At 60.1% G+C, this 26,141-nt stretch carries 17 protein-coding genes and 1 pseudogene; 12 read left to right on the forward strand and 6 right to left on the reverse strand.

Translation table 11 applies throughout. From position 1 onward, the window contains the following. Nucleotides 1-80 precede the first annotated feature (80 nt). From ACMLHG_RS04395 to ACMLHG_RS04440, 10 genes are all read left to right on the forward strand, one after another. On the forward strand, nucleotides 81-929 hold the full coding sequence (locus ACMLHG_RS04395) for a lysophospholipid acyltransferase family protein (protein ID WP_294434019.1): 849 nt from the start codon (nucleotides 81-83) through the stop codon (nucleotides 927-929). Between the two features lie 40 nt (nucleotides 930-969). Continuing rightward, nucleotides 970-2,637, forward strand: a complete 1,668-nt coding sequence (locus ACMLHG_RS04400; RefSeq protein WP_417169687.1) for an alcohol dehydrogenase catalytic domain-containing protein — start codon at nucleotides 970-972, stop codon at nucleotides 2,635-2,637. Nucleotides 2,638-2,661: 24 nt separating this feature from the next. Further along, the gene (locus ACMLHG_RS04405; protein ID WP_295809444.1) at nucleotides 2,662-5,322 is read left to right on the forward strand and encodes a putative LPS assembly protein LptD; all 2,661 of its coding nucleotides are present in this window, start codon (nucleotides 2,662-2,664) and stop codon (nucleotides 5,320-5,322) included. 3 nt (nucleotides 5,323-5,325) lie between these two features. Then, complete coding sequence (rfaD, locus tag ACMLHG_RS04410) at nucleotides 5,326-6,315, forward strand: ADP-glyceromanno-heptose 6-epimerase (RefSeq protein WP_417169688.1); 990 nt, start codon at nucleotides 5,326-5,328, stop codon at nucleotides 6,313-6,315. Beyond that, nucleotides 6,303-7,523: an RsmB/NOP family class I SAM-dependent RNA methyltransferase gene (locus ACMLHG_RS04415; RefSeq protein WP_294434011.1), complete on the forward strand. Its 1,221-nt coding sequence runs from the start codon at nucleotides 6,303-6,305 to the stop codon at nucleotides 7,521-7,523. The genes rfaD and ACMLHG_RS04415 overlap by 13 nt, the downstream gene beginning before the upstream one ends. A 78-nt stretch (nucleotides 7,524-7,601) precedes the next feature. Beyond that, nucleotides 7,602-9,026 (forward strand): hypothetical protein, encoded by a 1,425-nt coding sequence (locus tag ACMLHG_RS04420; protein WP_417169689.1) that lies wholly within the window; start codon nucleotides 7,602-7,604, stop codon nucleotides 9,024-9,026. Nucleotides 9,027-9,036: 10 nt separating this feature from the next. Then, complete coding sequence (locus ACMLHG_RS04425) at nucleotides 9,037-9,528, forward strand: hypothetical protein (RefSeq protein ID WP_417169690.1); 492 nt, start codon at nucleotides 9,037-9,039, stop codon at nucleotides 9,526-9,528. A gap of 405 nt (nucleotides 9,529-9,933) precedes the next feature. Further along, complete coding sequence (locus ACMLHG_RS04430) at nucleotides 9,934-10,884, forward strand: magnesium transporter CorA family protein (protein ID WP_295809434.1); 951 nt, start codon at nucleotides 9,934-9,936, stop codon at nucleotides 10,882-10,884. Nucleotides 10,885-10,886: 2 nt separating this feature from the next. Next, nucleotides 10,887-11,444, forward strand: a complete 558-nt coding sequence (locus ACMLHG_RS04435; protein ID WP_417169691.1) for a hypothetical protein — start codon at nucleotides 10,887-10,889, stop codon at nucleotides 11,442-11,444. Nucleotides 11,445-11,592: 148 nt separating this feature from the next. After that, nucleotides 11,593-13,230 carry a DUF4091 domain-containing protein gene (locus ACMLHG_RS04440; RefSeq protein ID WP_417169692.1) on the forward strand — a complete coding sequence of 546 codons (1,638 nt, stop codon included), beginning with the start codon at nucleotides 11,593-11,595 and terminating at the stop codon, nucleotides 13,228-13,230. A gap of 104 nt (nucleotides 13,231-13,334) precedes the next feature. Here the strand turns inward: ACMLHG_RS04440 and ACMLHG_RS04445 are convergent, their stop codons facing one another. Further along, on the reverse strand, nucleotides 13,335-14,132 hold the full coding sequence (locus ACMLHG_RS04445) for a sugar phosphate isomerase/epimerase family protein (protein WP_295809424.1): 798 nt from the start codon (nucleotides 14,130-14,132) through the stop codon (nucleotides 13,335-13,337). A gap of 332 nt (nucleotides 14,133-14,464) precedes the next feature. Between ACMLHG_RS04445 and ACMLHG_RS04450 the strand changes: the two are divergent. Next, nucleotides 14,465-16,234, forward strand: a pseudogene (locus ACMLHG_RS04450) (30S ribosomal protein S1); the annotation flags it as partial. Nucleotides 16,235-16,318: 84 nt separating this feature from the next. On the opposite strand, the gene ACMLHG_RS04455 reads toward ACMLHG_RS04450, so the two are convergent. Then, nucleotides 16,319-17,158, reverse strand: a complete 840-nt coding sequence (locus tag ACMLHG_RS04455) for an AraC family transcriptional regulator (protein WP_417169693.1) — start codon at nucleotides 17,156-17,158, stop codon at nucleotides 16,319-16,321. Between the two features lie 90 nt (nucleotides 17,159-17,248). On the opposite strand from ACMLHG_RS04455, the gene ACMLHG_RS04460 reads away from it, so the two are divergent. Further along, complete coding sequence (locus tag ACMLHG_RS04460; RefSeq protein WP_417169694.1) at nucleotides 17,249-20,386, forward strand: glycoside hydrolase family 2 TIM barrel-domain containing protein; 3,138 nt, start codon at nucleotides 17,249-17,251, stop codon at nucleotides 20,384-20,386. An 86-nt stretch (nucleotides 20,387-20,472) separates the two neighbouring features. On the opposite strand, the gene ACMLHG_RS04465 is transcribed toward ACMLHG_RS04460, so the two are convergent. From ACMLHG_RS04465 to ACMLHG_RS04480, 4 genes are all read right to left on the reverse strand, one after another. Beyond that, on the reverse strand, nucleotides 20,473-21,414 hold the full coding sequence (locus ACMLHG_RS04465; RefSeq protein ID WP_295809410.1) for a GDP-mannose 4,6-dehydratase: 942 nt from the start codon (nucleotides 21,412-21,414) through the stop codon (nucleotides 20,473-20,475). 90 nt (nucleotides 21,415-21,504) lie between these two features. Continuing rightward, nucleotides 21,505-25,149 (reverse strand): sugar-binding protein, encoded by a 3,645-nt coding sequence (locus tag ACMLHG_RS04470; protein ID WP_417169695.1) that lies wholly within the window; start codon nucleotides 25,147-25,149, stop codon nucleotides 21,505-21,507. A gap of 60 nt (nucleotides 25,150-25,209) precedes the next feature. Further along, a complete protein-coding gene (locus tag ACMLHG_RS04475; RefSeq protein WP_417169696.1) occupies nucleotides 25,210-25,887 on the reverse strand; it encodes a prepilin-type N-terminal cleavage/methylation domain-containing protein in 678 nt (225 codons plus the stop codon). A gap of 21 nt (nucleotides 25,888-25,908) precedes the next feature. Next, nucleotides 25,909-26,141: hypothetical protein (locus ACMLHG_RS04480; protein ID WP_417169697.1), on the reverse strand; the 233-nt coding region annotated here is incomplete at its 5' end.

Consider the following 26,141-nt stretch of genomic DNA (forward strand, 5'->3'; position numbering starts at 1 on the left):
TCTTTCCGCGAATGTTGTATTTATTCCGGAGTGGTGTTATATTATCATTCGCCGTGCCTTCAAGGGGAGGCGCGAAACGAGTGGTGGAACGAATCGACACGGCATTGAATTGTATGGATCAGGGGCGGTATCTTTTTTCCGGAGACTCCTATGACACTCCGGCGGATGTTTCAAAATCTCTGCTTTTCCGGGCGCTGCTGGGCAGCCGCTGGTATTTTTACTGGAACAATTTCCTGATTTTCTGCCGGACCGGCCGGTGCGGCAAGCGCGGAAAGCTGACTGCGGAACGTCAGATCTACTACTCCAACAAGAACCTCCGTCTGGTGGAACGGTGCGGCGGCAAAGTGCACATCCGGGGGCTGAACAACCTGCGCGCCCTGGAGGGGCGGCCGGTGGTGCTGATCGGCAACCATATGAGCCTGCTGGAGACGGCGCTGTTTCACTCGGTCATGCGCGGTTTGGTCGATTTCACCTTTGTCATCAAGCAGTCGCTGATGAAGGTGCCGTTTTTCCGCAACATCATGACGTCGCTCGGTGCGATTCCGATCGGGCGGGAGAATCCGCGGGACGATCTGCGGGCGGTGCTCGAAGAGGGGAGCGCTCTGCTCGCCTCCGGGCGTTCGATCGTCATCTTCCCGCAGTCTACGCGCAGTGAGACATTTGATCCGGAGAAGTTCAACTCCATCGGGATCAAGCTCGCCCGGCGCGCCGGCGTGCCGGTGGTGCCGTTCGCGTTGAAGACCGACTTCCTCGGGAACGGGAAGCGGTTCCGGGATCTCGGCCCGGTCCGCCCCGAACGGGAGGTGTGGTTCGAATTCGGCCCCGCCCGCGAAGTCGAAGGGAACGGGCAGGCGCTTCAGCAGGAAATTATTGCATTTATCAGTTCCCGCCTCGACGAGTGGCGGCGGCATGACCGGAAAACAGTTTGATTCAGCGTTACCATCTCAAATAAAACGGGAGAACAGAAAAATGGGGTTTGCGATTCCGGAGAAGATGCTGGCCTGGCGCCTCTACGGCGAAGGGATGGAGAATTTCGGCGACAACGACCAGCCGTGTGAACTGCCGGTGCCGCAGATTCGCGACGACGAGCTTCTGGTCCGGATCGATGCGATCGGCCTCTGTTTCTCCGACGTGAAGCTGATCCGGGCGGGCGAAGCCCATCCCCGGGTCATCTCGAAGGATCTCCGCAAAAATCCGATCATTCCCGGGCACGAGGCGGTGATGACGGTCGTCAAGGTCGGTGCGAAGCTGACCGGGAAGTTTCATGTGGGGCAGCGCTACATCATTCAGGCCGACATCTATGTGAACGGCAAGGGGTTCGCCTACGGATACGCGATCGACGGCGGCATGGCGCAGTACAGCGTGCTCGATCAGCGGGTGCTCAACGGAGACGAGGGGTGCTATCTGTTGCCGATCTCCGATTCGATGCCGTCGGCGGTCGCCGCGCTGCTGGAGCCGTGGACCTGTGTTCAGGCCAGCTATATGATTGAAAACCGCCGCGCTCCGCTCTCCGGCGGACGGGTGCTGATTGCCGCCGGCGACGACACCGTCTATGCGGCGGGCGAACTGCTCCGGGCGGCGAAGCCCGCCGCGGTGACCGGGTTCGGCATCTCCGCCGCCTGCGGTGAGGCGCTGGAGCGGGAGCTTGGCGTCTCGGTTCGCATGGTCGAAGAGCTCGATCTGGATGAGAAGTTCGACGACATTTTCCTCTGCAATTTGACCGGTCCTGCGGCGGAAGCCGCCGCCCGGCTCGCGGACCGCGGCGCGGTCATCAGTTTCATCGGCGACTACACCGGAGTCTCCGGCAGTTTCGATGTGGGCCGGATTCACTACGAGGGATTCTTCTTCCAGGGGGCGCCGGGGAGGGATCTCTCGGCGGCGTACGGTCGCAACGTGCGCAGTACATTGAAGCCCGGCGGCTGCTGCTGGCTGCCCGGCGGCGCCGGCGCGATGGGGCAGATGCACACCCAGCTGGCGGTGGAGAATCCGAACGGACCGAAGCGGATTCTCGTCTCCGACATGGATTCCGCGCGGATCGCCAATGTCGAGCGTCAGCTCGGGGAAGCCATTCAGAGCCGCGGCGTCGAATTCAAGGCGGTCAACCCTTCGGAACTGTCGCCGGAGGAGTTCGACCGGGTGCTCCGGGATTTTGCACCGGAGGGATTTGATGACATCGTCATGCTCGTGCCGGCGGTGCCGGTGCTCTGCCACGCCGCCGGGTATCTCGGCAAGGACGGGTTGATGAATATTTTCGCCGGGATTCCGGCGGGCAAGGAGGGGGTGCTTTCGATCGACGGCATCGTCAACCGCGGCCAGCGCTACATCGGTTCGAGCGGCAGCCGCACCGAACACCTCCGCCATACGCTGACGCTGGCGGAGCAGGGGAAACTCAACCCGGTGACCGCGCTCGCCGCCATCGGCGGAATGAAGGAGCTCAAACACGGTCTGCAGGCGGTGATCGACGCGAAGTTCCCCGGCAAGACGGTGATTCTGCCGAACTGCCCGGATATGCCGCTGGTGCCGGTTTCAGAACTTGCCTCTCTGTCGCCTGCAATCGCCGGCACGCTGAACTGCTGCGGGCATTATTCGGTAGCGACGGAGGCGGAAATCAACGCACAGTACGGGGTTGGCCATTAACCCCTAATACAGGAGTATCTTAACTTGCTGTCGAAAAAAGGGAAATACCTGATCGCCCTGGCGGTGGCGGCTCTGCTCTGTTCTGCGGTGCAGGCGGCGGAGCTGCCGACCTCCAGGCTGAAATTCAGTTCGCTCAAGCGGATCAAGGCGGACAACTGGAACATTGTCGGCCAGAACATCGTGGTCAAGGGGAACGTCTACGTTCCTTTCGGCGACTTCGAAATCTTTGCCGATCAGGCGGTGATCAATGTGGAAAGCAAAGACATCGAGGCCACCGGAAACATTCGCTTTTTTCGCTGGGTCAATGCCGCCGGCAGTGTGGACGCCGCCAAACTGGCGCGGCTGGAAAATGCCCCGAACATTCTGGTCTCCATCAGCGGGATCACCGGCAATGTGTGGGGCGAGAAATCGATCTCCGTCAAAGCCTCCGGCATCAGCGACAACATGCGCGCCGAGCGGCTGGTCGGCAATCTGGAGACCGGCTATTTCCTGTTTGAAAAGGCGCGGTTGAAATTCAAAAGCTTTGTCTGCCGGGCGGAGACCGGCGAGCGCAAGCCGGACGGCGTCATCGTGGTGAAAAATGCCGAGGTGAGCGCCTGCGAATACCTGGAAAACGACAATGCCCATTATTCGATCAGCTGTACCGAGGCCAAACTCACGCCGCATGCCACCGAGTTCTACGGGCTGGACAACATCGAAAAAGATATCGGCGATCATACGATCCTGATCTTCAACGGTTTTGCCCGGGTGTACGGTGTGCCGGTGCTCTGGATGCCGGTCTTCTACAAGCCGAAGGACGAATCGCCGGGGCTGTTTGGTGTGCAGGCGGGCAAGACCGGGTCATGGGGATACTATCTTCTCGCGTACAAAAACTTCGTGTTGTCGGAATATCCGTACGCGTCGGTCAAGCTGATGGCGGACTATTACACCGAACGTGGATTCGGTTACGGGGCGACTTCGGTGATCGCCACGGAGGAGTCGCGGACGGAAATTTTCGCCTACAGTATCTACGACCGCGATGTCTACGCCAATGATAACTACTATCTCTACCGGCTCAAGGTGCCTTCCGCCCGGTATGATTTCCGGATCAGCAATGTGACGCACATCACTCCGCGACTGGATTTCCGCGGTGTGTTTGAGCTGAGCAGCGACCTCTACTTCACGCGGGACTTCTTCGATGGGCGGTATGCGGCAGATCCTCAGCCGGCGACCTATGCGGCGCTGGAGCAGCAGTTCGATCATTTCAGCGCCTCATTCTATATCCGGCCGCGGGTCAACAGCTTCTATACGACGGTGGAGCGGTTGCCCGGATTTCAGCTTTCCGTACCGCGGCAGGAGCTTTTCGGCACCAATTTGTACTATCAGGGTGATTTCTCGATGGATTACCTGAAGATGAACTGGATCGACTTTGACCGCAACTTCGGGCTTGTCAGAGAAGGACCGCCTGTGTCACAAGATTTTCTCGATCGTTCCAAACTGAAGAATTACGAATCGTTCCGGCTCGACAACGTGAATTTCCTCTACTATCCGTTGCGGTTCGACTGGCTGACGATCGTTCCCCGCGCCGGATTCCGGATGACCGCCTATTCGAAGACCTCCAAACGCAAGGTGAGCGAGGATGAGTTGCTGAATCTCTTCCGCGCCGCGGACCCGGAGAGCACCGGGCCGATTCCGGTGGTCAACTACGATGACAACGGGGGCAGCAAAGTCCGGTTTGCCGGAGAACTGGGTGTCGAGGCGTCGACCAAGATTCACAATACCTGGCAGAATGTCAAAAGCACCTGGCTGGTGCTGGACGGCCTGCGGCATGTGATGCAGCCCTACGTGAACTACACCTTCATTCCCAAGCCGACGGTGGACCGGGAGCATCTCTACTACTTTGATGACATCGACCGGATCGATGAACAGCACTTCGTCCGTCTCGGCGTGAACAACCGCCTGCAGACCCGGGCCGGGAATTCGATCCGCGACTATTTCCGGATGGAGAACTATCTGGATATTCACTTCAACAAATCGGACAATCATCAGAATCATCTGGGCGAATTCTGCACGATCCTGACCGCCACTCCCTTCAAAGGATTCTCGGTGAGCACGCTGTTCGCCATCGATGCCGGCGGTAACAACGAGGAGGCGCCGGAGGTGACGCGCCGCGGCCGGCCGGCCGGACACCCGGGAATCAATCTCAAATGGCTCAATCGCTGGAATATTTCGCTGAGCTACTCTCCGGCGGAAGATTACAACTTTACGTTCTCCTACAACTATCATCGCCCCTACAGCACCCGCAGCGCCTATTCGATGGGGTCGACGCTGACGCAGCTGGAAGCCGGCTCGTTTTTCGACAAGACGTTTGACGATTACAGCGAGACGCTGAACTTCGGGATGCGGATTCCGCTGACGCCGGACCGGCGTACGTTCGGCTCCTACCGGATCACCTACGATCTCCAGGAAGGGGCCATCGACAACCACGGGTTCATGATCAGCCGCAACTTCCACTGCTGGGAGCTGGTGATCGGCCTGGAGTTTGAACGCGATGACGATGACAAGACGTTCGACACGTCCTTTACCTGCATGGCGTATCTGACCGGTCTGACTGCACCGCTGCAGGCCGGGCAGAATGCAATTCTAAACGCCGCTGACCGCGAAATCCGTACGCCCGGACCGGTGGGCCAACAGATGGAGTTCTGAAACATGTTCATTGTCACCGGCGGCTCCGGCCTGATCGGGAGCTCTCTGGTCTGGGGGTTGAACCGGGCCGGAATCGACGATATTCTGGTGGTCGATCACCTCGGCAACACGACCGACAAGTGGAAAAATCTCGCGCCGCTCCGTTTCAGCGACTACATGGAGCGGGAGACGTTCCGGGAGATGCTCCGGGCGGGGAAATTTGCCGGCTGCCGCATCGAAGGGGTGCTTCACATGGGTGCCTGCTCCGCGACGACGGAGCGCGATGCCTCCTATCTCATCGACAACAACTTCAAATACACCTGCGAACTGGCGGAGTTCTGCATCGGCGCCGGAATCCGTTTTCTGTACGCATCGAGCTGTGCGACCTACGGCGACGGCAGCCGCGGCTACGTCGATGACGAGTCGAAGATCGAGGAGCTCCGGCCGATGAACATGTACGGCTACTCCAAACAGCTTTTCGACCTCTGGGCGAAGCGGCGCGGATATTTAAAAAGCATCACCGGCTGCAAGTTCTCCAACGTCTACGGGCCGAACGAGCGGCACAAGGGGAACATGCGAAGCGTGGTCTGCCGCGCATTCGAGCAGATCACTGCCACCGGGAAGCTTCAGCTCTTCAAGTCCTACCGGCCGGAGTACGCCGACGGCGAGCAGAAACGGGATTTTCTCTACGTCAAGGATGCGGTCCGCATGGTGTTGAATCTCTTCAACAGCTCTTCCGCCGCGGGTCTCTTCAACATCGGCAGCGGCCGGGCGGAGACCTGGAATGCACTTGCCCGCGCTTCGTTCGCCGCGCTCGGCAGGCCGGTGATGATCGAATACATTGAGATGCCGGAGTCGCTCCGGGACCGCTACCAGTATTACACCCGGGCGGAGATGGGCAAATACCATGCGCTCGGATTCGCCGACGAGGCGACCAGCCTGGAGGAGGCGATCGCCGACTACATGGGGTATATGCAGACCGGCCACTACCTGGGGGATGAATGCGTGGAGTAAAACACCATTCCGCCGGATTTGTCCTCAGCGACGCGGTGAACGCTCTGACAGCGATTGAAACGGAGGGAGTCAGCCTGGACGATGTGCTCGACTCCCGCCTCGCGCATCCGGAGCTGCGCCGCACGGTGAGCAGTCTGCTCTTTCAGTACTTCCGTCGCAAGCGTTTTATCGACACCTGGATTGCCCGGCTGGCCAGCCGGCCGCCGCGGCCGCCGATCCGGCGGGTGCTGGCGGTGGCGCTGACACAGCTCCGGTTCCAGACCGGAATCGCACCGCAGTCGGCGGCGAATATCGCGGTCGATTTTGTCAAGGAGAGCGGACGGTATCCGGAGAGCCGTTTTGTCAATGCGGTTCTCCGGAACGCTCCGGCGTCGATGCCGGTTCTCTCGGATGAACCGGGAGAGGTGCTGCCGCCGCTGTTGCTGCGGCGCTGGAACGCCCGGTTCCGGCCGGATGAACTCGAGGCGCTGACGGAGGCGTTTCTGACGCCGGCGGGATTCACGTTCCGGGCGGAGCGGGAGTTCGTGCCGGGGGAGCTCGCTTCCGCCGGGGTGCCGGCATACGGCAGGTTCCGGTTCTATTTCTCGGACGATCCCGGCCGGGTGCTCGGGTCGGAAGCGCTTCGCGAGGGCAACATCTATATTCAGGACCCCGCCGCATCGCTCGCTCCTTCGCTGCCCGATTTCACCGGCGTGCGCCGCATTCTTGATCTGTGCGCCGCGCCGGGCGGAAAGTCGCTGATGCTGGCCGAACAGATGGAGCCCGGCGCGACGCTGGTCGCCGCCGACCGTTCGGAACGGCGACAGCAGCTGACGGCGGATAATTTCCGCCGCCGCGGACTGGATTTCGCCATTCTGACCGCCGAACCGCATGAAGTTTCCGGCACGTTCGATCTGGTGCTGGCCGATGTTCCGTGCTCGAACACCGGGGTGTTCCGCCGCCGTCCCGATGCGCTCTGGCGGTTCAGCGCCGGGGAGCTGGCCCGGATTCTCCGTTTGCAGGAGGAGATTCTGAATGCCGCCGCCGCCCGGGTCGCACCCGGCGGTCAGCTGGTCTACAGCACCTGCAGCATTGAACTGGAGGAGAACGGGCTTCAGATCGAACGGTTCCTGAGCGGGCACCCCGAATTCCGCAAGGTGACCGCCCGGCAGATTCTTCCTTCGGTTGAGACGGACGGGGCCTACGCCTGTCTGCTCCGCCGCGACTGAACCTCCCGCGCGGGAACTTCCCGCTTCGCCATAAAGCTCCGGAGGTTGACTTTTTTCCCGGATAACGGAGTCAACCGAATGAAAGGAGCTTGTATGGATCTTACCCATCCCGATGTCGCACCGGAGACGCTGACTGCGGTCGGTGAAGCGGCCGGTGTCCCTTATCCGGAAACGGAGGCCGCGGCGGCACAGCGGCGGAAGCTGATTCATGCCGCGGTGGAAAACGCTCTGCTTGCACTGATCCGGAGCCGGTGGCCGCGCCCGGAAGAGGTGACGCTTCGTAAAATCCCGCCCGCGGGCGGTCTCGCCGTCGCCGTGACCGGAATGGAGGCGTTGGACGAACAGGAGCCGGGAATTCTCCGCCTCCGTGCTTCGCTGGCCGGAAGGTCGACGGCGACGGAGCGTTTCCGCTGTGATTTTCTCAAACTGCTGGCCGAGTTCCCGCTTATCGGCGGCGAGGTGACGACCACCGCTGGCTCCTGCATCCGGTTCGGCGTTCTCTCTGCAGGGGAGGGGGGAGCGCTGACCGAGGTGCGCGAGAACGGCATCCCGCAGGTTTCCGGCGCGGCGGAGCTGCTGTTGCGGGTCGACGGGATGAATTCGACATTCACCGAGGCGGAATATCCCGGCGAGGGCGACGATTCCGCTGACGGCCCCGCCCGTTCCGCCTGGGCGGCGCTCGCTCCCGGACTCGTCTGGGCGGCTCTGGCGAAACTTCTGCGCGAGCGGTACGGGCTGAATCCGGAAACAGCTCCGGGCGACCCCTTCCGCGAGTACTGTTCGTTGCAGTTGACGGCGGCGGAACCGCTGGAAGACACGGCGGTTCGCGGGTTCCGATTTGCTCTTGAGGCCGGTTCGGCAACTCCCTCCCAACTGCGGGAGCGTCTCTCCCGACTGGCGGGGGACCTGCCGTTCTGCGAGGAAACGGTGACGCTTCCGGCCGGTTCTTCGATCGTGTTCCGCGTGGTGGCGGGCGGGGCGCTCTCCTGCCGTTCCTTGCGGCAGTGGGGACGAGTCCGGCTCGAGGGCGGGCTGGAACTCCGGGCGGAACTCGAGGTGGCGCAATGTGTGCCGGTCGCCGCCGATTTGCCCGGCGACGACGCTTTGCCGACGCGTCCGGCGTTTGACTTCGGCGCACTGGAGCGCGCAATCGATGAACTGCTTCTGGAGAAGCTGGCCGTCGATACGCAGGTGCGGCTGAATGATTCCGCACAGTTGCTGGCCGGGAAGCCGTGGGGAACCCGGTTCACGCACTATGAAACCGATGATTCCGGGCGGCTGACGACGCTTTTCTTTCAGGTGGAATGGAGCCATTTTGAGCGGGAAAACGCGCTGGAGAGCCTGGCCCGGCTGGAACGGCTTTTCCCGCTCTATGAGTGCCGTCTCGGCGAGGTGACTGCCGCCGCGGTGCTGATGGAGAGCAACCGGACCGTTGCGGAACAGTTTGAACATGCCGATGTGACCAGCGGGGCATTCACGCTCCGGGTCTGTGTGGTGTATTGAGGAGGAAGATATGGGAAGAGAGATTTTCTGTCGCTGGCAGGAGTGCCGTGCCGTCGACGCCGGAACCCGGGAGACGCTCCGGCGCGGCATCGATCCTGAGGCGGTTCTGGCGGCGGTTGCCACGTTTTTTCTGGAGAAGAGCGGCGTGGAAACAACGGAATATTTCCCCGCCGGAGTGCCGCCGCGCCGCCTTGCCGGCTGGGAGCTGCACCACGGCGGACTGCTGGCGTCGGAGGATTGGCGGAGCGTGAAATTCCTCTGCTTCCTTACCGGCGTCGACTGCGACGGGGCACGGTTGCGGCGTGCTGTCGCCGGATTTTTTGCCGCACTGCCGGCCTTCTGGGTGGCCGGCAGCGGCAGTGACCCGGTGATTCTCAGCTCGCTGGTTCCGGCGGAGAATCCGGAATTTGCCGAAACGGCGCGGGCCGGGCGCGAAGTGTGGCAGGTGGCCTGCCCGCTTCATGTTTCGGTTCTGGCCGCACCGGGGGTGACGCTCCGGTGACGGGTTGAAAAACAACGGAGCATATTTCCCGTCGGGAGATGGTGTCCCCGGAATATTGTCGATGCTGGACGGCAATTTTCCGGGGATTTTTCCTGCCGGGTGTTGACAAGCCGGCTGGACGGGTATATATTTCTCCACCGTAATTTTAACCAACCTTCACGGGAACAAATGAAAGAGAAACAGAAAAATACAGTCGGTGAGGACCCTGGACCCCGATGGCGTGAAGCCGTGTCGGGCGGTATTTTTCTGTCCGGCCCGCGCTGCTGACCTCTTCCCGGCGGGAAGCATTCGCCGCAGTGCGCCTGCGGCTTCACGCCTCTGAAAATCGGTGATCCCGGCGTCATTCGTTCCGGTGCGTTTCCGCATCCGGAAAGTGTGAGCAATTTTTTCAGGGATGGATTTGTCATGTTCAGATGTTATGATCTGGTCGACGGGCGTGTCCAGAGCTGTCCGGAGGGGCAGCTCGGGATCATTCAGGTGTACAGCGCGCCGACCGAGGAGGAGAAGCGTTATCTGGTCGAACAGTGCGGCATTGACGAGCACACGCTCGTTTCCGCGCTGGATGAGGATGAGATCTCCCGTGTGGAGTATGAACACAACCACATCGCGGTGATTCTCAAGCGCCCGCGCAACTTTCAGGTGGACCGCACGATGGCATTCAAAGTGTCGTCGATCGGCGCGTTTCTGTTCAAGGACCGCATCATCGTGCTGCAGGCCGAACCGATGCCGCTCTTTGAACACGGCAGAATGCCGTTGCGGGGCAATACGATTCAGGGGGTGCTGCTGCGGCTGCTTCATCACTCCACCCACCATTTTCTGCAGCATCTGCGGATCATCCGCAACATCTCCGACGAGATCGAGAACAAGATCGAGTTCGCGGTGACCAACAAGTCGCTGGTCAACATGTTTTCGCTGTTGAAAAGCCTTACCTACTACGAGAGTGCGACCAGCGCCAACCAGCTGTTGCTGCTCAAGCTTAAAAACGACGCCAACAAGATCGGCTTCAACGAGGAGGAGCTGGATTTTCTCGACGACATCACCGTCGAAAACAAACAGTGCGACAACCTCGCCGGAATCTATGCCGGAATTCTGACCGGCATGTCGGATGCGCGGGTTTCGGTGGTCAGCAACAACCTCGCCGTCATCATGAAGTATCTCGCGGTGATCAACGTGGTGTTCATGCCGCTCACCGTGATCACCGGCCTGGGCGGAATGTCGGAATTCTCGATGATGACCGAGGGAATCTGGTGGCCGCACGCCTACAGTGCGCTGGTGCTGGTGATGGTGGTGGTCGGATACATCACCTATCTGCTGGTCAAACAGATTGGAACCAATGACAACGGCAGGAGGCGCTGATCATGTCGGAGAAGAAAAAACGTTATGTGCTCTCCCGCCGCCGCCGGGAGCGGCTCGAACGGCTCACGCTGCGTTTCGATCTCATCTCTGCCGGACTGGCGGTGGTGATTATCCTTGCGGCCGCGGTTTCCGCCGGGCGGCCGTACGAACTGGGGCTGCCGTATGCGCATGGATTCGCACTCTGGTTTCTGTTGCTGCTCGCCTATATTCCGCTGGAGGTGATCGGGCTGTTCAACTGGCTGTTCGGAGTTCAGGAGAATGCGTTCATGCGATTTCTGGTGCAGGATCATCAGGCGCTCGGCATGGGGCTGTTCAATCTCGTCATGCTGGGGATTGTCTGGGCGCTGGTCCGTTTCTGGCTGGGGCGGCGTTACGGATTTTCCTTTCTGCGCACGACTGGAACTTTTCTGCTGATTCTGCTGGTCTGGGGATGCTTTCAGCTCTTCTGTTTTGTCGCGGTGACGATCTGGTCGCATGGAGGCTTTACGCCGCTGCACCACCATCTGCGGCGGCCGGCGGAGCCGGAAAAGGTGATCCTGGTCGATCAGAAGGCTCCGTGAAAGCCTGCCGTGCCGGAACGGTTTCGAGAATGGAATCTTCTGCAGAATCGATGGATTTTTCGGCAGATTTATGTCCGGCGGGTTGCAATCTCCTTCCCGCTGGATATTTTAATCCTCCGTGTGAAAGGAATCACAGAGAGGATTTTTTATGATTGTCAAAACGATTCATTCGCTGGAGAAGGTGTTTTTCGACCGGTCGCCGGAACCGGCGGCGTGGAATGCGGATGTCGCCGCCCGCGGCGAAGTGTATTCGTTTCAGGTGATGCTGGAGCCGGAAACCATGCCGGAGCGCGGCCTCTATCGGGTCGCGGTACAGAGTGAACTGCCGGTTGAGGTGCGGCAGGTGCAGAGCGTGCCGGTGCGGCAGGCGGTCAATTGCAATCCGGACGACGATTTTCTGCGGAAGGAACCGGGACTCTATCCTGACCTGCTCGAGGAGCTGGACGAGGACCGTTTTCAGCTCTTCTATGGGCGGCAGACGCTGTGGGTGACGGTGCGGGTGCCGGAGGACGCCGTTCCGGAGGAGTACCCCATCCGGTTCGAATTTACCCGGGTGGAGTGGCCGAACCGCTGGAACCCCGCGTTGGTGGCGACGGCGGAGTTCCGGCTGAAGGTGGAAGATTTCGCACTGCCGCCGCAGCAGCTGCTCCGGCTGGAGTGGTTCCACGCCGACTGCCTGGCGGCCTGTTACGGGGTGCCGTGCTGGAGCGAGGAGCACTGGCGGATTGTGGAGGCGTTTCTGCGCAACGCCCTCCGGCACGGCATCAACTGCATCTATACGCCGCTGTGGACGCCGCCGCTGGATACCGGGCTCGGCGGAGAACGCCCCACCTGTCAGCTGCTCGACATCGAATATTCGCCGGAATCCGGTTACCGTTTCGATTTTTCCAGATTGGAGCGTTATCTCGATCTGGGGCTCGCCTGCGGGGCGGAGCGGTTCGCGATGAGCCACTTCTTCACGCAGTGGGGGGCGAAATTCACGCCGAAAATCGTCGTCCGGGAAGGGAAATGCGAAGTCAAGCGGTTCGGCTGGCACGTGAAAGCGACCAACCCCGCCTATCGGGAATTTCTCGCGGCGCTGATGCCGGAGTTGCTCGCCCTGCTGCGCCGGAAGGGGTTGGAAAAGCGCTGCTTCTTCTCCATCTCCGATGAGCCGCAACTGGAACAGCTGGACGATTACCGCGCTGCGGTGGAGCTGGTCAAACCGCTGCTGGAGGGATTCCCGACGCTCGAAGCGCTCTCCTCATTTGAATTTTTCCAGAAAGGACTGGTGGAGAATCCGATTCCGTCGAACGATCACATCGAACCCTTCGTCGGTCATGTGCGGGAGCTCTGGACCTACTACTGTTGCGGGCAGGAGCTCCTGGTGCCGAACCGTTTCATCGCGATGCCGTCGCGGCGGAACCGGATCATGGGAATCCTCGCCTATGTCTATGATCTTACCGGATTTCTGCAGTGGGGATTCAACTTCTATTTCTCACAGTATTCGCGGAAACTGATCGATCCCTTCGCCTCGACCGACAGCGACGGGGCGTTTCCGGCCGGCGATCCCTTCCTGGTCTATCCGGGGAGGGGAGGGAAACCGCTCGATTCCATCCGGCACGAGGTGTTCTATGACGGACTGCAGGATCTGCGGGCCCTGCGGCTGCTGGAGTCGAAGATCGGGCGCGAGGCGGTGCTGGCGCTGATCGGCGAACATCTCACCATGAAGGAGTATCCCCGGCGCGACGAGTGGTTGCGAGGCGTGCGCGAACGTGTCTACCGGGAACTCGCCGCGAAGCGGTAAATTGACTTCTCCACAGCAATATATCCCGGAAACATTCGGGCAATACAGAAAAACCGGTGCGGGGATGACCTGCACCGGTTTTTTCATGATCGCTTCGGATGGAATTACTTGTTGCCGATTCCGAGGCCGCTGCGGATCAGGTAGTCGTAGCTGCGGCGGATGGCTTCGGTCATGTCGATCGAGCAGTAGTCGAGTTCGACCACGATGTTGTCGATCCAGTCCGGCGTGGCGGCCAGCACGGCCGGGATGTCCATTTCGCCTTCGCCGAGCGGACGCAGTTCCACCTTGCGGTCATAGGTGCCGTTGACCATGCGCAGTTCGGACTCCTTCTGGTGGATCAGGCCGTCCTTGATGTGGATGAGCGACATGCGCGGCGCGAAGAGTTTCACCATCTCCGCCGGGTCGTTGGCGCCGAAGTTGCTCGACCAGAAAGCGTCGATCTGGAACTTCACGTTCGGGCAGAGATCAGCGTAGATCTGATATTTGAGCTTGCCGTCGAGCTTTTCGAACTCCCAGTTGTGGTTGTGCTGGAAAAGTTCCAGCCCGGCCGCGGCCAGTTTCTCCTGCATGATGTTGGTCTTTTCGGCGGTCGCCTTGATCGCGTCGAGATCCTTGAAATCCTCCGGACCGTAGCCGCAGACCACCTGCTTGAGGCCGAGTTCGCCGGCCTGATCGATGGATTCGGCGATGTTGTCGATGTTGCACCACGGACGGTGCGAGGAGTACATCTCCAGCCCGAGGTCGGCGATGACCTTGCGGAACTCTTTCGGGGTAAGCTGGAAGAAGCCCGCCGGCTCCACCGCGATGTAGCCGATGTCGGCGACGGTCTTGAGCACCTTCACAAAGTCTTTTTCCGCTTCGTTGCGGAGAGAGTAGAGCTGGACGGCGAGTTTGCGTTTCATTTTTTTCTCCGGGTTGAATTAAGCTATACTTTCCGGCGGGAATTTCCCGCCCGCTTTCCTTACTATAGATCAGGATAGGAAAAACGCAATTGACAGAAACTATCTTTCTTTTGACCGCAGATATGACACCCCGGCCACGGGTGGAAAGAGGGGCCGCCTCTTCCTTTCGCGGCACGAGAGCAGCCGGCGGCGCGACGGACGGGAAATTTATTGAAAAACATCTGTAATTGCTTGTAATTTCGAAAAGTAGGTGATACATTATAGAATTTGTCGGGCTGGAACTGCATCCACGGTGGATCGGTTCCGGCAAAGTATCGTAACAGTAAAAACGTCAACAACAAACAAAACAAGAACACAACAACATGGCAGAAGAAACCAAATTTGCGGACAGCTTCCTGGATCTCTCGAACCTCCCGAGCTCGATGGATGAACTGCTCAAGAACTCCGGAAGCACCAATGCCTTCAACAAGGGCAAGATCGTCGAAGGTACCATTGTCGCAAAACGGCCGGACGGCGCGCTCGTCGATATCGGCTACAAAGCGGAAGGTTTCATCCCCGCTTCTGAATTTCTCAAGTTTGATGAAGCGAACGTCGGCGACAAGATCGACGTCTATCTCGAAGAGATCGAAAACCGGAACAATATGCCGGAGCTGAGCCTGGAGAAGGCCAACTCGATCAAGGCCTGGAACCGGATCACCACCGAATACGGCGAAGGCCATGTTGTCAAGGGTTTCATGCGTCACCGCGTCAAGGGCGGCATCATGGTCGATGTCGAAGGCTTCCCCGCCTTCCTGCCCGGTTCGCAGCTGGATGTCGGCCCGGTGCGCAACATGGAGGACTACATCGGCAAGGAGTTCGACGTCAAGATCATCAAGATCAACCAGGATCGCCGGAACATCGTCGTCTCCCGCCGCGAACTGCTGGAGGAATCCCTCCGCGATCAGCGCAGCAAGCTGCTGGCTGAGATGAAGGTCGACGAGCTGCGCAAGGGCGTGGTCAAGAACATCACCGACTTCGGCGCCTTCATCGATCTGGGCGGCGTCGACGGGCTGCTTCACATCACCGACATCAGCTGGGGCCGCATCTCCCATCCCTCCGAGGTGCTCCAGGTCGGTCAGGAGATCGAAGTGGTCATCATCGGCATCGACAAGGAGAAGGAGCGCGTTTCGCTCGGTCTCAAGCAGAAGACCCGCAATCCGTGGGACGATGTGGTCGCCAAGTATCCGAAGGGCAGCCGCGTCACCGGCAAGGTGGTCAACATCATGCCGTACGGTGCGTTCGTCGAGATTGAAACCGGTGTCGAAGGTCTGATTCACGTCTCCGAGATGAGCTGGACCAAGCGGGTCAGCAAGGCGAGCGATGTGCTCAGCGTCGGCGAAGAGGTCGAGGCGGTCGTGCTCGACATCGATCGCGACAGCCGCAAGATCTCCCTCGGTCTGCGCCAGAAGGAGCGCAATCCGTGGGAAGTGCTGGCCGAGAAGTACCCGGTCGGCCGCCGGATCACCGGCAAGGTCCGCAACATGACCAGCTACGGCGCGTTTGTTGAAATCGAAAATGACATCGACGGCATGATCCACGTCTCCGACATGAGCTGGACCCGCAAGATCAACAATCCGAACGAAGTGCTCAAGCAGGGGCAGGAAGTCGAAGCGGTCATTCTGGACATCAATCCGGAACAGCAGCGCATCTCCCTCGGCCTCAAGCAGGCGGAATCCGATCCGTGGGCGAACATCAACGAGCTCTACAAGGTCGGCGACGTCGTCAAGGGCAAGGTCACCAAGATTGCGGCGTTCGGCGCCTTCGTCGAACTCTCCAACAAGATCGACGGACTCATTCACATTTCGCAGCTCAGCCGCGAGCATGTGGACAAGGTCAAGGATGTGCTCAACGTCGGCGATGAAGTCGAAGCCCGCGTGATCAAGGTCGACACCGACGAGCGTCGGATCGGTCTCTCGATCAAGGCGGTCGGCGAGAACTTCTCGCCTGAGGAGCTCAAGGCGGCCGAAGAGGAGTACACCGCGGCCCTCAAGCCGGGCGAAGACATGGTCGATATGGGCGAAGTCTTCAACAGCGAGGCGATGGCCGGACTGAAGCTCAACTGATCGTTTCCGATCGAATCGAAGCGCGGCGGATGATGATATCCGCCGCGTTTTCTTTTTTTGAGAGAGGTGGGGCAGGAATGGAGTTCAGTTTTTGAACCGCGGCAGGTACTCGGAGGGGGCGCAGCCCATGTGCCGCTTGAACTGGGCGGAGAATTCGTACGGCGAGCTGTAGCCGAGCCGTTCCGCGATGGAGGCGATCGAGAGCCCGGGGTCGCTCAGCAGCGCGCAGGCGGCGTCCAGCCGGCGCCGGATCCGGTAGCGGTGCGGCGAGATTCCCATTTCCGCTTTGAAAAATTTCCGGAAGTTCTCATAGCCGCAACCGTGGCGGCGGCAGAATCCCCGCAGATCGTCATTTCTCCGGAAATCCCCTCCCAGATAGGCACATGCCTGTTCGAGCAGTTTTTTGCGTTCGTCGCCCGATTTCGGAGATTCGCCGGAGAGCAGCAGCTGGGCAAGTTCAAGAATGTCCGGCAGCTGCCGGATCAGTTCGGCATCGGCGGAGTTCCGGAAACTGTCCCGCAATGCCAGAATGCGTTCCAGCATGCCCGGGGTGATCGCGGTGGTCAGCACGGGGTGTTTCCGTTCGGAGACGGCGCAGTTTTCCAGCAGGGCGGCCATGGTTTCGCCCAGTTGAAGAAAGCACTCCACCCAGCCGCTGTCCGGCTCGATCCTCGTCGTGTGCGGCACGCCGGCGAACCGCTGAAAACAGCTGCCCGCATGGAGGGGATACTCTGTGCCCGCGTTGTCGATGTACAGGCCCCGCCCGCGCAGGACCAGCACGATCACGTATTCCGGGTGGGCGCGGTTGATGTAATCGTTGGAACAGCCGGTTTTATCCATTACGCCGATGCCGTACCGTTCCGTCCGGAGCGTGCCGATCGAGCGATAAACGTTGAAGGGGGATGGCATTTTACCAGAAAACATATTCAACTTCCCCAATATGGATATTTCATTATTAAAAAAGGTGTGTTATCTTATACCCAAATCTCCGATGACAACGGAAAGGAATATATCATGAAATTGTTCGATTGCAAGCAGACCCGGCTGTGGGAGAACCCGATGTGTCCGGGAGTCAACCGGATGCGTTCCCGTTCCACGCTCTTCCCGTACGCGACGGAGGCCGAGGCGAAGGCCGGCTCGTGGGAGCCGTTCGACTGCCCGCGGATCATGAACCTCAACGGCGAGTGGAAGTTCCGCTACCTCACCCGCCCCGAACTGGTCGAGGAGGCGTTCACCTCCGAACGCTTCGACGATTCGGGCTGGGACAACATCGCCGTTCCGGGCAACTGGACCATGCAGGGGTACGATCACCCGCACTACACCAACGTCAAAATGCCGTGGCCGGAACAGCCGCCGTTCGTGCCGGAGGAGAACCCGACCGGCGTCTACCGCCGCACTTTCACCATCGGCGGCGACTGGAGCGGCCGCCGTACCATTCTGCATTTCGGCGGCGTCGAGAGCTGCTTCTTCGTCTACGTGAACGGCGTGGAAGTCGGCATGGCCAAGGATTCGCGGACCGATTCCGAATTTGATATCACGAAGTTCGTCCATCCCGGCGAGAATTCGCTGGCGGTGATCGTGCTGCGCTGGTCCGACGGCAGCGTGCTCGAGGATCAGGACCACTGGTGGATGGCCGGCATCTATCGCGACGTCTACCTCTATCATACGGCGAAGGAGTACATTCGCGACGTCTTCGCCAAGACCACGCTGGAGAACGACTACACCGACGGAATGATCGAACTCAAGATCGACGCCGGATTTGCCATGCCGATCCACCCGGAGGGCTATGCCGCGCTGGTCCGGCTCTACGATGCTGCGGGAACGCAGGTTCTGGCGGAACCGGTGAAGGTGGAGTTCTCCATCAACCAGGGTGTGGCGACCGGATGGACCTGGATTCCTGTGAAGAATCCGGCCCAATGGAGTGCCGAGCTGCCGAATCTTTACCGGCTGACCGTCGAGCTGGTCGATCCCGCCGGGAAGACGGTCGAGGCGACCGGCTGCCGGATCGGTTTCCGGTCGGTGGAGCTCTCCGGCGGAAATCTTCTGGTCAACGGCAAGGCGGTGAAGTTCTTCGGCGTCAACCGGCACGATCTGGATCCGCGCCATGGCAAGACCGTTTCGGTCGATCTGATGCGCCGCGATATCGAGCTCATGAAGCAGTTCAATTTCAATGCCATCCGCACCTGCCACTACCCGAATGACCCCCGGCTGCTCGCGCTGTGCGACGAGTACGGGCTCTATGTGATCGACGAGGCGAACATCGAGTGCCACGCCTTCTATGACTATCTGACCGACGATGCCGAATGGCTGCCGGCGATGATGGACCGTGTCACCCGGATGGTTCTCCGCGACAAGAATCACGCCTGCATCATCGAGTGGTCGCTCGGCAACGAGTCCGGCATCGGGTCGAACTTCGGGGCCTGCGCCGGCTGGATCCGCCGCTTCGACTCCTCCCGCCGGGTTCATTACGAGGGTGCGCTGCGCCAGCGCCGCCGCGGGGAACAGCTCTCCTGGGAACAGGCGACGTTCAACACCGACATCACCGATGTGGTCTGTCCGATGTATCCCCGTTTCAGCATGATCGACGAGTGGCTGAAACACGACGATCCGCGTCCGCTCATCATGTGCGAGTACACCCATGCGATGGGGAACAGCAACGGGTCGATCCGCCACTACTTCGAACTCTTCCGCAAGGAGCGCCGGATGCAGGGCGGCTACATCTGGGACTGGGTCGACCAGGGGCTGGAAAAGACCGACGAAAAGGGGCGCAAGTACTGGGCATACGGCGGCGATTTCGGCGACACGCCCAACGATTTCGACTTCTGCATCAACGGCATGATCTGGCCGGACCGGACGCCGCACCCGTCGATGTACGAATTCAAGTATCTGGCCAAGCCCTTCACCATCCGGCCGGTCGAACTCTCCTCCGGGAAGTTTGAGCTGGTCAACTACAACTTCTTCAAGGGGCTGGACGAGTATGAATTCCAGTGGCGGATCGAGGTGGACGGCAAAGTGACCGCCTCCGGCAGACAGCCGATGCCGGAGGTCGCTCCGGAAGGAACGGCGCTCTTCACCGTCGACTGGACTTTGCCGGAGCTTTCGGCGCATCAGGAGGCGTTCATCCTCTTCACGGCAACGTTGAAGAACGGCAGTTGCTATGCGCCGGCCGGATTCGAGGTCGGGCATGAGGAGTTCGCGCTGGAACTGCCGCCGGTGGTCGGCGCGGCGAAGCCGCTGCCCGCGTCTCCGGTAGCCCTGACCGGACGGACCGCTTCGGCGGGGGATTCGGTCATCGAATTCAGCGAGGCGGGGATGCCGCTCTCCTGGAAGTTCCGCGGAACGGAGCTGCTGGCCGCCGCGACGGCGGAGAACCTCTATCGCGGCGCGACCGACAACGACGCGATCCGCTGCAACGTTCATCATGACGGGTACACGGCCGGTTACCGCTGGCTGGAGGTCTACGGACTGGACAAGATTGTCGGCAAGGAGTCCGGCGGCGAATTCCAGGCGGATGGAACCGGGGTTTCGATTCTCTCGTCGGTTGCGTACCAGGCGAAGAACGGCGCGGTGCTGACGGTCCGGCGGAACCTCCGGTTCACGCAGAGCGGCGCGCTGGCGGTCAATCTGGAATTCGGCGTTCCGGCGGAGCTGGACGATCTGCCGCGGCTCGGCTGGTTCCTGACGCTGCCGGCCGGATTTGAGAACTTCCGCTACTACGGCAACGGGCCGCAGGAGAACTACTGCGACCGGAATGCCGGAAGCATCGTTTCGCGCTTCGAAAGCAGTGTCACCGAACAGTATGTGCCGTACATTCTGCCGCAGGAGTGCGGCAACCACACGGCCGTGCGCTGGGCGTCGGTGGACGACGGCCGCAACGGAATGCTGGCGGTGGCGCCGACCCTGATGGAGTGCTCGGCGCACCACTTCACGCCGGCGGACTTCTTCGGCGCGCTGCACACCAACGAGCTGGAACCGCGGGCGGAGACCTTCTTCAACCTCGACCTCGCGCAGCGGGGACTCGGGACCGCGACCTGCGGAGAAGATGCGCTGCCGCGTTACCGGATTCACTCCGGAGTGCACCGGTTCCATCTCTGGCTCATGCCCTTTGCGGCGACGGAGGATCCGGGCGATCTGGCCCGGCGGCTGCTCTGACGGGAGAGCCTCGAAACAAAACGGCGCGGGGAAAATATGCTCCACGCCGTTTTTTTTGCCCGGAGTCGGGGGAGGGGCGAATCCGATTACGCGTCGAGCGAACGGATCATCTCTTTGAGGGTGGCTTCCAGCGTATGACGCGGCTCCCAGCCGGTGGCGGCGCGGAGTTTAGAATTGTCCCCGATGATGACCAGATTGTCGGCCGGGCGGACCCGGGCGGGATCGACCTGAATGTCGACGTCGACGCCGAGAAATCCGGCGATGGTGTCGATGACGGTGCGGAGCCGGGTGCCTCGACCGCTGCAGACGTTGTAGATTTCGCCGGAGCGCCCGGTCCGGAGCAGCCGGTAATAGGCGTCGGCCACGTCGCGCACATCCAGAAAGTCGCGGATGATTTCGATGTTGCCGACGTGGAGAACCCCGCGGCCGTTGTGGCGGGAGAGCTCCACCAGCTGACGGACGAAGGAGGGGACGACGAAGGTGTCGCGCTGCCCGGGGCCGATATGGTTGAAGGAGCGGGTGATGACGATATCCAGCCCGTAACTGTGTGCGTAGAGGCGTGAAAGCAGCTCCTGCGAGACTCTGGCGACGGAGTAGGGGTTGTTGGGGTGGAGTTCATACTCTTCGCGGAGCGGCATTTTTTCCGGCGGATAATTGCCGTACTCCTCGGAGGAGCCGACCGAGAGGAGTCTGGTTTTCAAGCCGAGGCGGTGCAGTGCTTCGACGATGTTGAGAAAGATGTTGGTGTTGTTGATAAAGCTTTCGACCGGCTTCTGCCAGCTGGCGGAGACGGAGCTCACGGAAGCGAGGTGGATGATCCAGTCCGGGGCAAGTTCCGCGAGAAACGCGGCGAGGCTCTCCTTGTCGATGAGGTCGAGCCGCCGGTAGCGGACCCCCATGTTCTCCCACGGGCAGACGGGCGCGACATCGACGCCGAAGAGTTCGGAGTCGGGTTCCCGCTGCAGGAGATGGCGGATCAGATGTTGCGCGACGAATCCGCAGACGCCGGTGATCAGAATTTTTCTCATACGGCAATATAGTTCCGCCGGGCGGCTTTGTCAAGGGGAAAACCGCCCGGCGGGAGCATTGCAGTCGGAATCACGGAAAAGAATTTCCGATTACTCCAACTCCACAACTTTGATATGGTCGATCCACAGGACGTCCGTCCGGCTGTTGCAGGCGATCATCAGGCGAAGCGAACCAGCGAGGGGTGCGGTGAATTCCCGGGAGAATGTTGTCCAGCGGGGAATTTCTGGCGGCAGTTTCACATACATCTGGTCATACCAGCCATTGATGTCGGAACAGCATCCCAGCTTCGGCGCCGAACAGTTTTTCCCTTTCAAGCGGAAATCCGCCCGGTACTTTTTCCCGGGGGTCAGGGCGAGGGGAATGGAGTATTTGCAGACGCCTTTCTCTCCGTCGTGCGTGAGCTGCATGGCGTTGGAGCGGTTTTCCCCGGCTCCGCTGACGACGCGGGAACAGTTCCGGCGGGAGGTGTGGATATGCCGGTAGCCCGTCATTGCCGAATCTTCGAAATTTTCCTCAAATACGATACGGGCGGCGGGCTTTTCCACGGCGGGGGAATCCGGCTCACACCAGGCGTCGGCAAAGGCGTTGAGACGGCGGCCGTCAATCACCGAGCCGGGGAAACGTTCCAGATAGCGTCGGGAGGTGAGGACGTCATGATCGTTGACCGCGACAGCAAATCCGAATCTGCCGCGTTTCGGAACCTCCGCGAAATCGCGGCCCAGTTTCTGCCAGGGAATCGCAAATTCATACAGGAACCGGTTGTTTCTATAGGTGATCGCCAGTTCGCAGTCATCCAGAAGTTTGTAGATGAAACTTCTGTTGTCCCCTTGCGGGACTGGATGCTCCCACCAGGCGCGCGGCCCCTCCGGCGTAAGGGCAAAAAGCAGGGCTTCGATCTTTTTCGGGTCTGTTTCATCCGGATCCGCCGTCAGCAGCAGCTGAACGGAGTCCTCCTGCCAGCAGCGGAAATCACTCCGGGTCTGCGAAAAGGCCTGATCGCGCACTTCGGCTGCAAAATAGAGCTTCTGCGAATCCCAGGCGAGGAAGGTCACGGCGCTGCAATCGTCGGGAGTCCAGCTACCGCCGTAGCTGCCCAGCGTATACTCCTCGCGGTCCAGCCGCAGCGGCAGCGCGTTTTTCCAGTCGTCAAGTTTGCCGTCGATTGCCCCGTCTTTCATTCGTCTCGTCGCCGTGCCGAAATCGACATCGAGACCTTTGACGTCGAAGACTCTGCCGTCGCTCAGAAGAAAACAGGCATCGACCTTGTAATCGGCGCCTGCCAGTTTGCGGGCCTTTTCCGGCGCGAGAGTCACGGCAGTGGCCCATTCGCTCTGCGCGGGGATCTGGATCGGAACAATCGCCAGGGCATCGCCGCCGATTCCGCCGGGAGTGAGTTTGACCTTCCCCCGAACCGTCTTTTTCTCGCGGTTGAAAAATTTCAGCGGCAACTTGCCGGGGCGTTCGTGCAGCAGGGGAATTGTTAGACCGATTGCCGGCGGGCATTCAAAATTATCGAACCGGGTGATTCTGGCCGGTTTCCCGCTGATTTCGGTGGAGACTGCGATGGAGTTCGCCCCGCCCGTGCTCGACGCCGTCAGCGTCAGCTCTCCCCAGCCGGAGCCGCCGGCCGGGACGGTCACCTCCGCCGGCTTGCCCTGCCAGCCGGGCGGCAGCAGAGGGCGGATCGTCACCTTTTGCGGCTGGTCCGAGTAGTTTGAAACCTGAAATTTGGTTTTCACCGGCACGTTGGCCGGGAAGACCAGACGTTCCGTCAGCTTGCCGGAGCCATCCTTCTGGTAGAGATTGGTGAAGACGGCATATTGCACCACTTCACCGCGCTTCGACAGGAACTGCGCGGTTCGCTGCAGCATATCGAGCGCCGAGCGGCATGCGGTCCGGTTGAGCTCGTCGCGACAGAGGGGCAGTTGCAGGGCGAACCGGTCCATCTGCCGCAGAACGTAGCGCAACGCCGGGCGATCGAGAAGCTGCCCGTTTTCCGCCTCGATCTGACGGAGGAAAGGCGCCGGAGCGGCCGGTTGGAATCCGGTTGCATTGTCGGGGAAATTCCAGATCGCCGCAAGATACCAGCAAAGGGCCGAGTGAAGCAGAGCCGCGTCAATGCGGTTGAACCCCGTGCCGTCCGGCAGATGTTCCATCAGGGCGAGCAGCGCCCGGCGCAATCCGGGGGTGTCGGTTGCCTGGATGGAGCGGAACGCCTTGAACGCCGGGCGCGGATTGCGTTGAAGAAAATTCTGGAAACGGGCTGCCAGTTTTTTCACCCGGGCTTCCGCGGCAAGCATGACGACCTCGCGCGGAATGCCGTTGAATGTCGTCGGCGTCCGGGAGATGCGGACCTTTTCCAACGGAACCGGATTCCCGAACAGATCCTGGCAGGAGCTGCCGTTGACGGTGGGGCGCCAGCTCCCTTCCGCGGGAGTCCATTGAATGGCGAATGCATCGCCGAAACGATCGTACACCGCCGTATAGATCCGGCGGGCGGAATCGATGTGAAGTCCGACGAACCGGGCGCCCTGACGGCTGCGGGCGAAATGGTGGAGGGCGACGCCGGCGGGCTGTTGGCCGGTGTTGTAGTCGCGGTTCCAGTTGTAGACCACCTGGGTGAGCAGTTCCGCGGCGTCGGCCAGAATCAGCGAACGGACATACAGTGCGCTCCTGGCCTGCTCCTCCTGCAGCCCGCCGTTGGGCCACCCGAACTCCGTCTGCCGGACCTCCCGGAAGCCACCGGCGGAAAAGACCAGATTGTGAAGCGCATCAAGTTCCCGGAGCGTATTGGTCTGCTCGTAGGAAACCTGTTCGGAACAGGTGGAGTTGTTGGTGTAGGGATGGACCACAAAGACATCCACCGTATCAAAAAGTCTCCTTCCCAGCTGCAGATTGAGCCAGTTGTAGTCAATCTGAGCTGTTCCGGAGATCTCGATTGTGGCGAACGGCTGGCGGGAGCGAATTCCCGAAGCCCCGTGGCGGGCGATTTCCGTGTAAATGAATTTGTCGCCGCCGTTGCCTTCGTTGCTGAGTTCGTGGGTGTCGACCATGCCGCGCGTGGCCTGGGCGAAGGCTTGCAGGTAATGCCCGTAGCCGGAGGCGAATTCGGGGAGGTTGTCCTTCCGGTAAAATGGCGGCGCATGGTAGGTGCAGGCCAGCGTTTCCAGTCTCACATTTGCGGCGGTATGCTGTTGGATCGAAGCGAGAACTTTTGAAAAATCATAGTTCCCCCGACTCGGTTCATTGGTCGCCCATTTGGGGAACTCAAACCGCACCCAGCGCCGCCCCAGCCGCTCCGACTCTTCCGGCGTGGTTCTGTCGACGCAGCCGCCGACCGGACCGTAGCGGAACTCATACCGCCGTTCCGCGTCGGAACGGTAACGATCGCATCCGGTCGTCATGACCTGCGCGATGGCGTGCGGGCGGAACGTGGGGGATTGCGACTGATATCTCACCGTGTAGCTCCCGAATGGAACGGGAAAGGAAACGCTGGTTTCGCCGTTCCCGGCGGCCTGGATCGTTTTCCGGTGCAGAACCTTGCCGGTATAATTGTCGGTTACGGAGAGTTCGCCGCTGCGGCATTCCGGTGCATCCGCTTCGGTGAATTTCAGTACGGCCGGCAGCGAATTTCTGCCGTAGGAGAAGGCCGGCACCTTCAGTTCTGCGCTGTACAGCAGCGGAACTGCGCCGGCGGAAACTGCTATGAAAATTCGATGGAATAAGCGCATCATAGGACGTTTTATTTTGCAAATTGAGCCATTGGAGATGGGAGAAATCCGGTCCGTTCCTGGTTACAGCGCCACGGAACCCAGGCCGAGATTGTAGACGCTCGCGCCTTCCCCCATGAATTTTTCCCGCACATCCGCCGCGGCCGCGGCACGGGCCGAGCCGTCTCCTGCGGCGACGTTGGCACGGTTGTTGTGACGAAGATGCAGATAAAGCTGTGTGCCTCCTCCGGCGGAGATAATATACAGCTGTGTTTGGGTGGCGGGCTTGATCGTATCGCCATAGATGACAAATTTTCCGGGGCGCGGATAACGTTCCACATTGACATAACGGTTTAATTCTGAATCGGGCGCGAAAAATCTTTCATACTCAAGTTCCCGTTCCTCCGGCCAGAGATACCCATGTCCGCCATAGATCTCGGTACCTTTATTGGTATCTTCTATGTCGAAACTGCTCTCTACAGAAGGACAGGTGACGAGCTTGTTGCTGATGCTGTATCCAAGTCTTTTAAATACAAATGGGTATGTTACCGGATACAGATCGCTGTTCCGGGTGATGGACCAGCCGTCGTAATCGCGGGAATACATGGTACTGATTGCTCCGAGCTGTTTTAAATTTCCCAGGCAGGCTGTCGATTTTCCTCTTTCGCGTGCTTTATTCAGGGCCGGCAGCAGCATTGCCGCCAGGATTGCAATGATAGCGATTACGACAAGAAGCTCGATCATGGTAAATAATTTTCTCATGGTATCCTCCCAAAAATAAGGTTAGTCGAGAGCCAATTTCAAAAAGATTGGCTTTTTCCTGTAAATAACTCTTTTTCTCATGTGCCAAGCCCATCTTGACACATCCAGTACGACTTTCAAGAAAAATGCCCGAAGCATTTTCTCCCGGTCTTTCATCGGCCGTCCCAATCCGCTCCAGCGTAGCGTGCTGGTGATGAATCGTGACGGCTTAATCATTTCAACAATCCGCAAAAACTCCTTCATTTTTGCGGTTA

The sequence above is a fragment of the Victivallis sp. genome, assembly GCF_048170485.1.
GTDB lineage: Bacteria > Verrucomicrobiota > Lentisphaeria > Victivallales > Victivallaceae > Victivallis.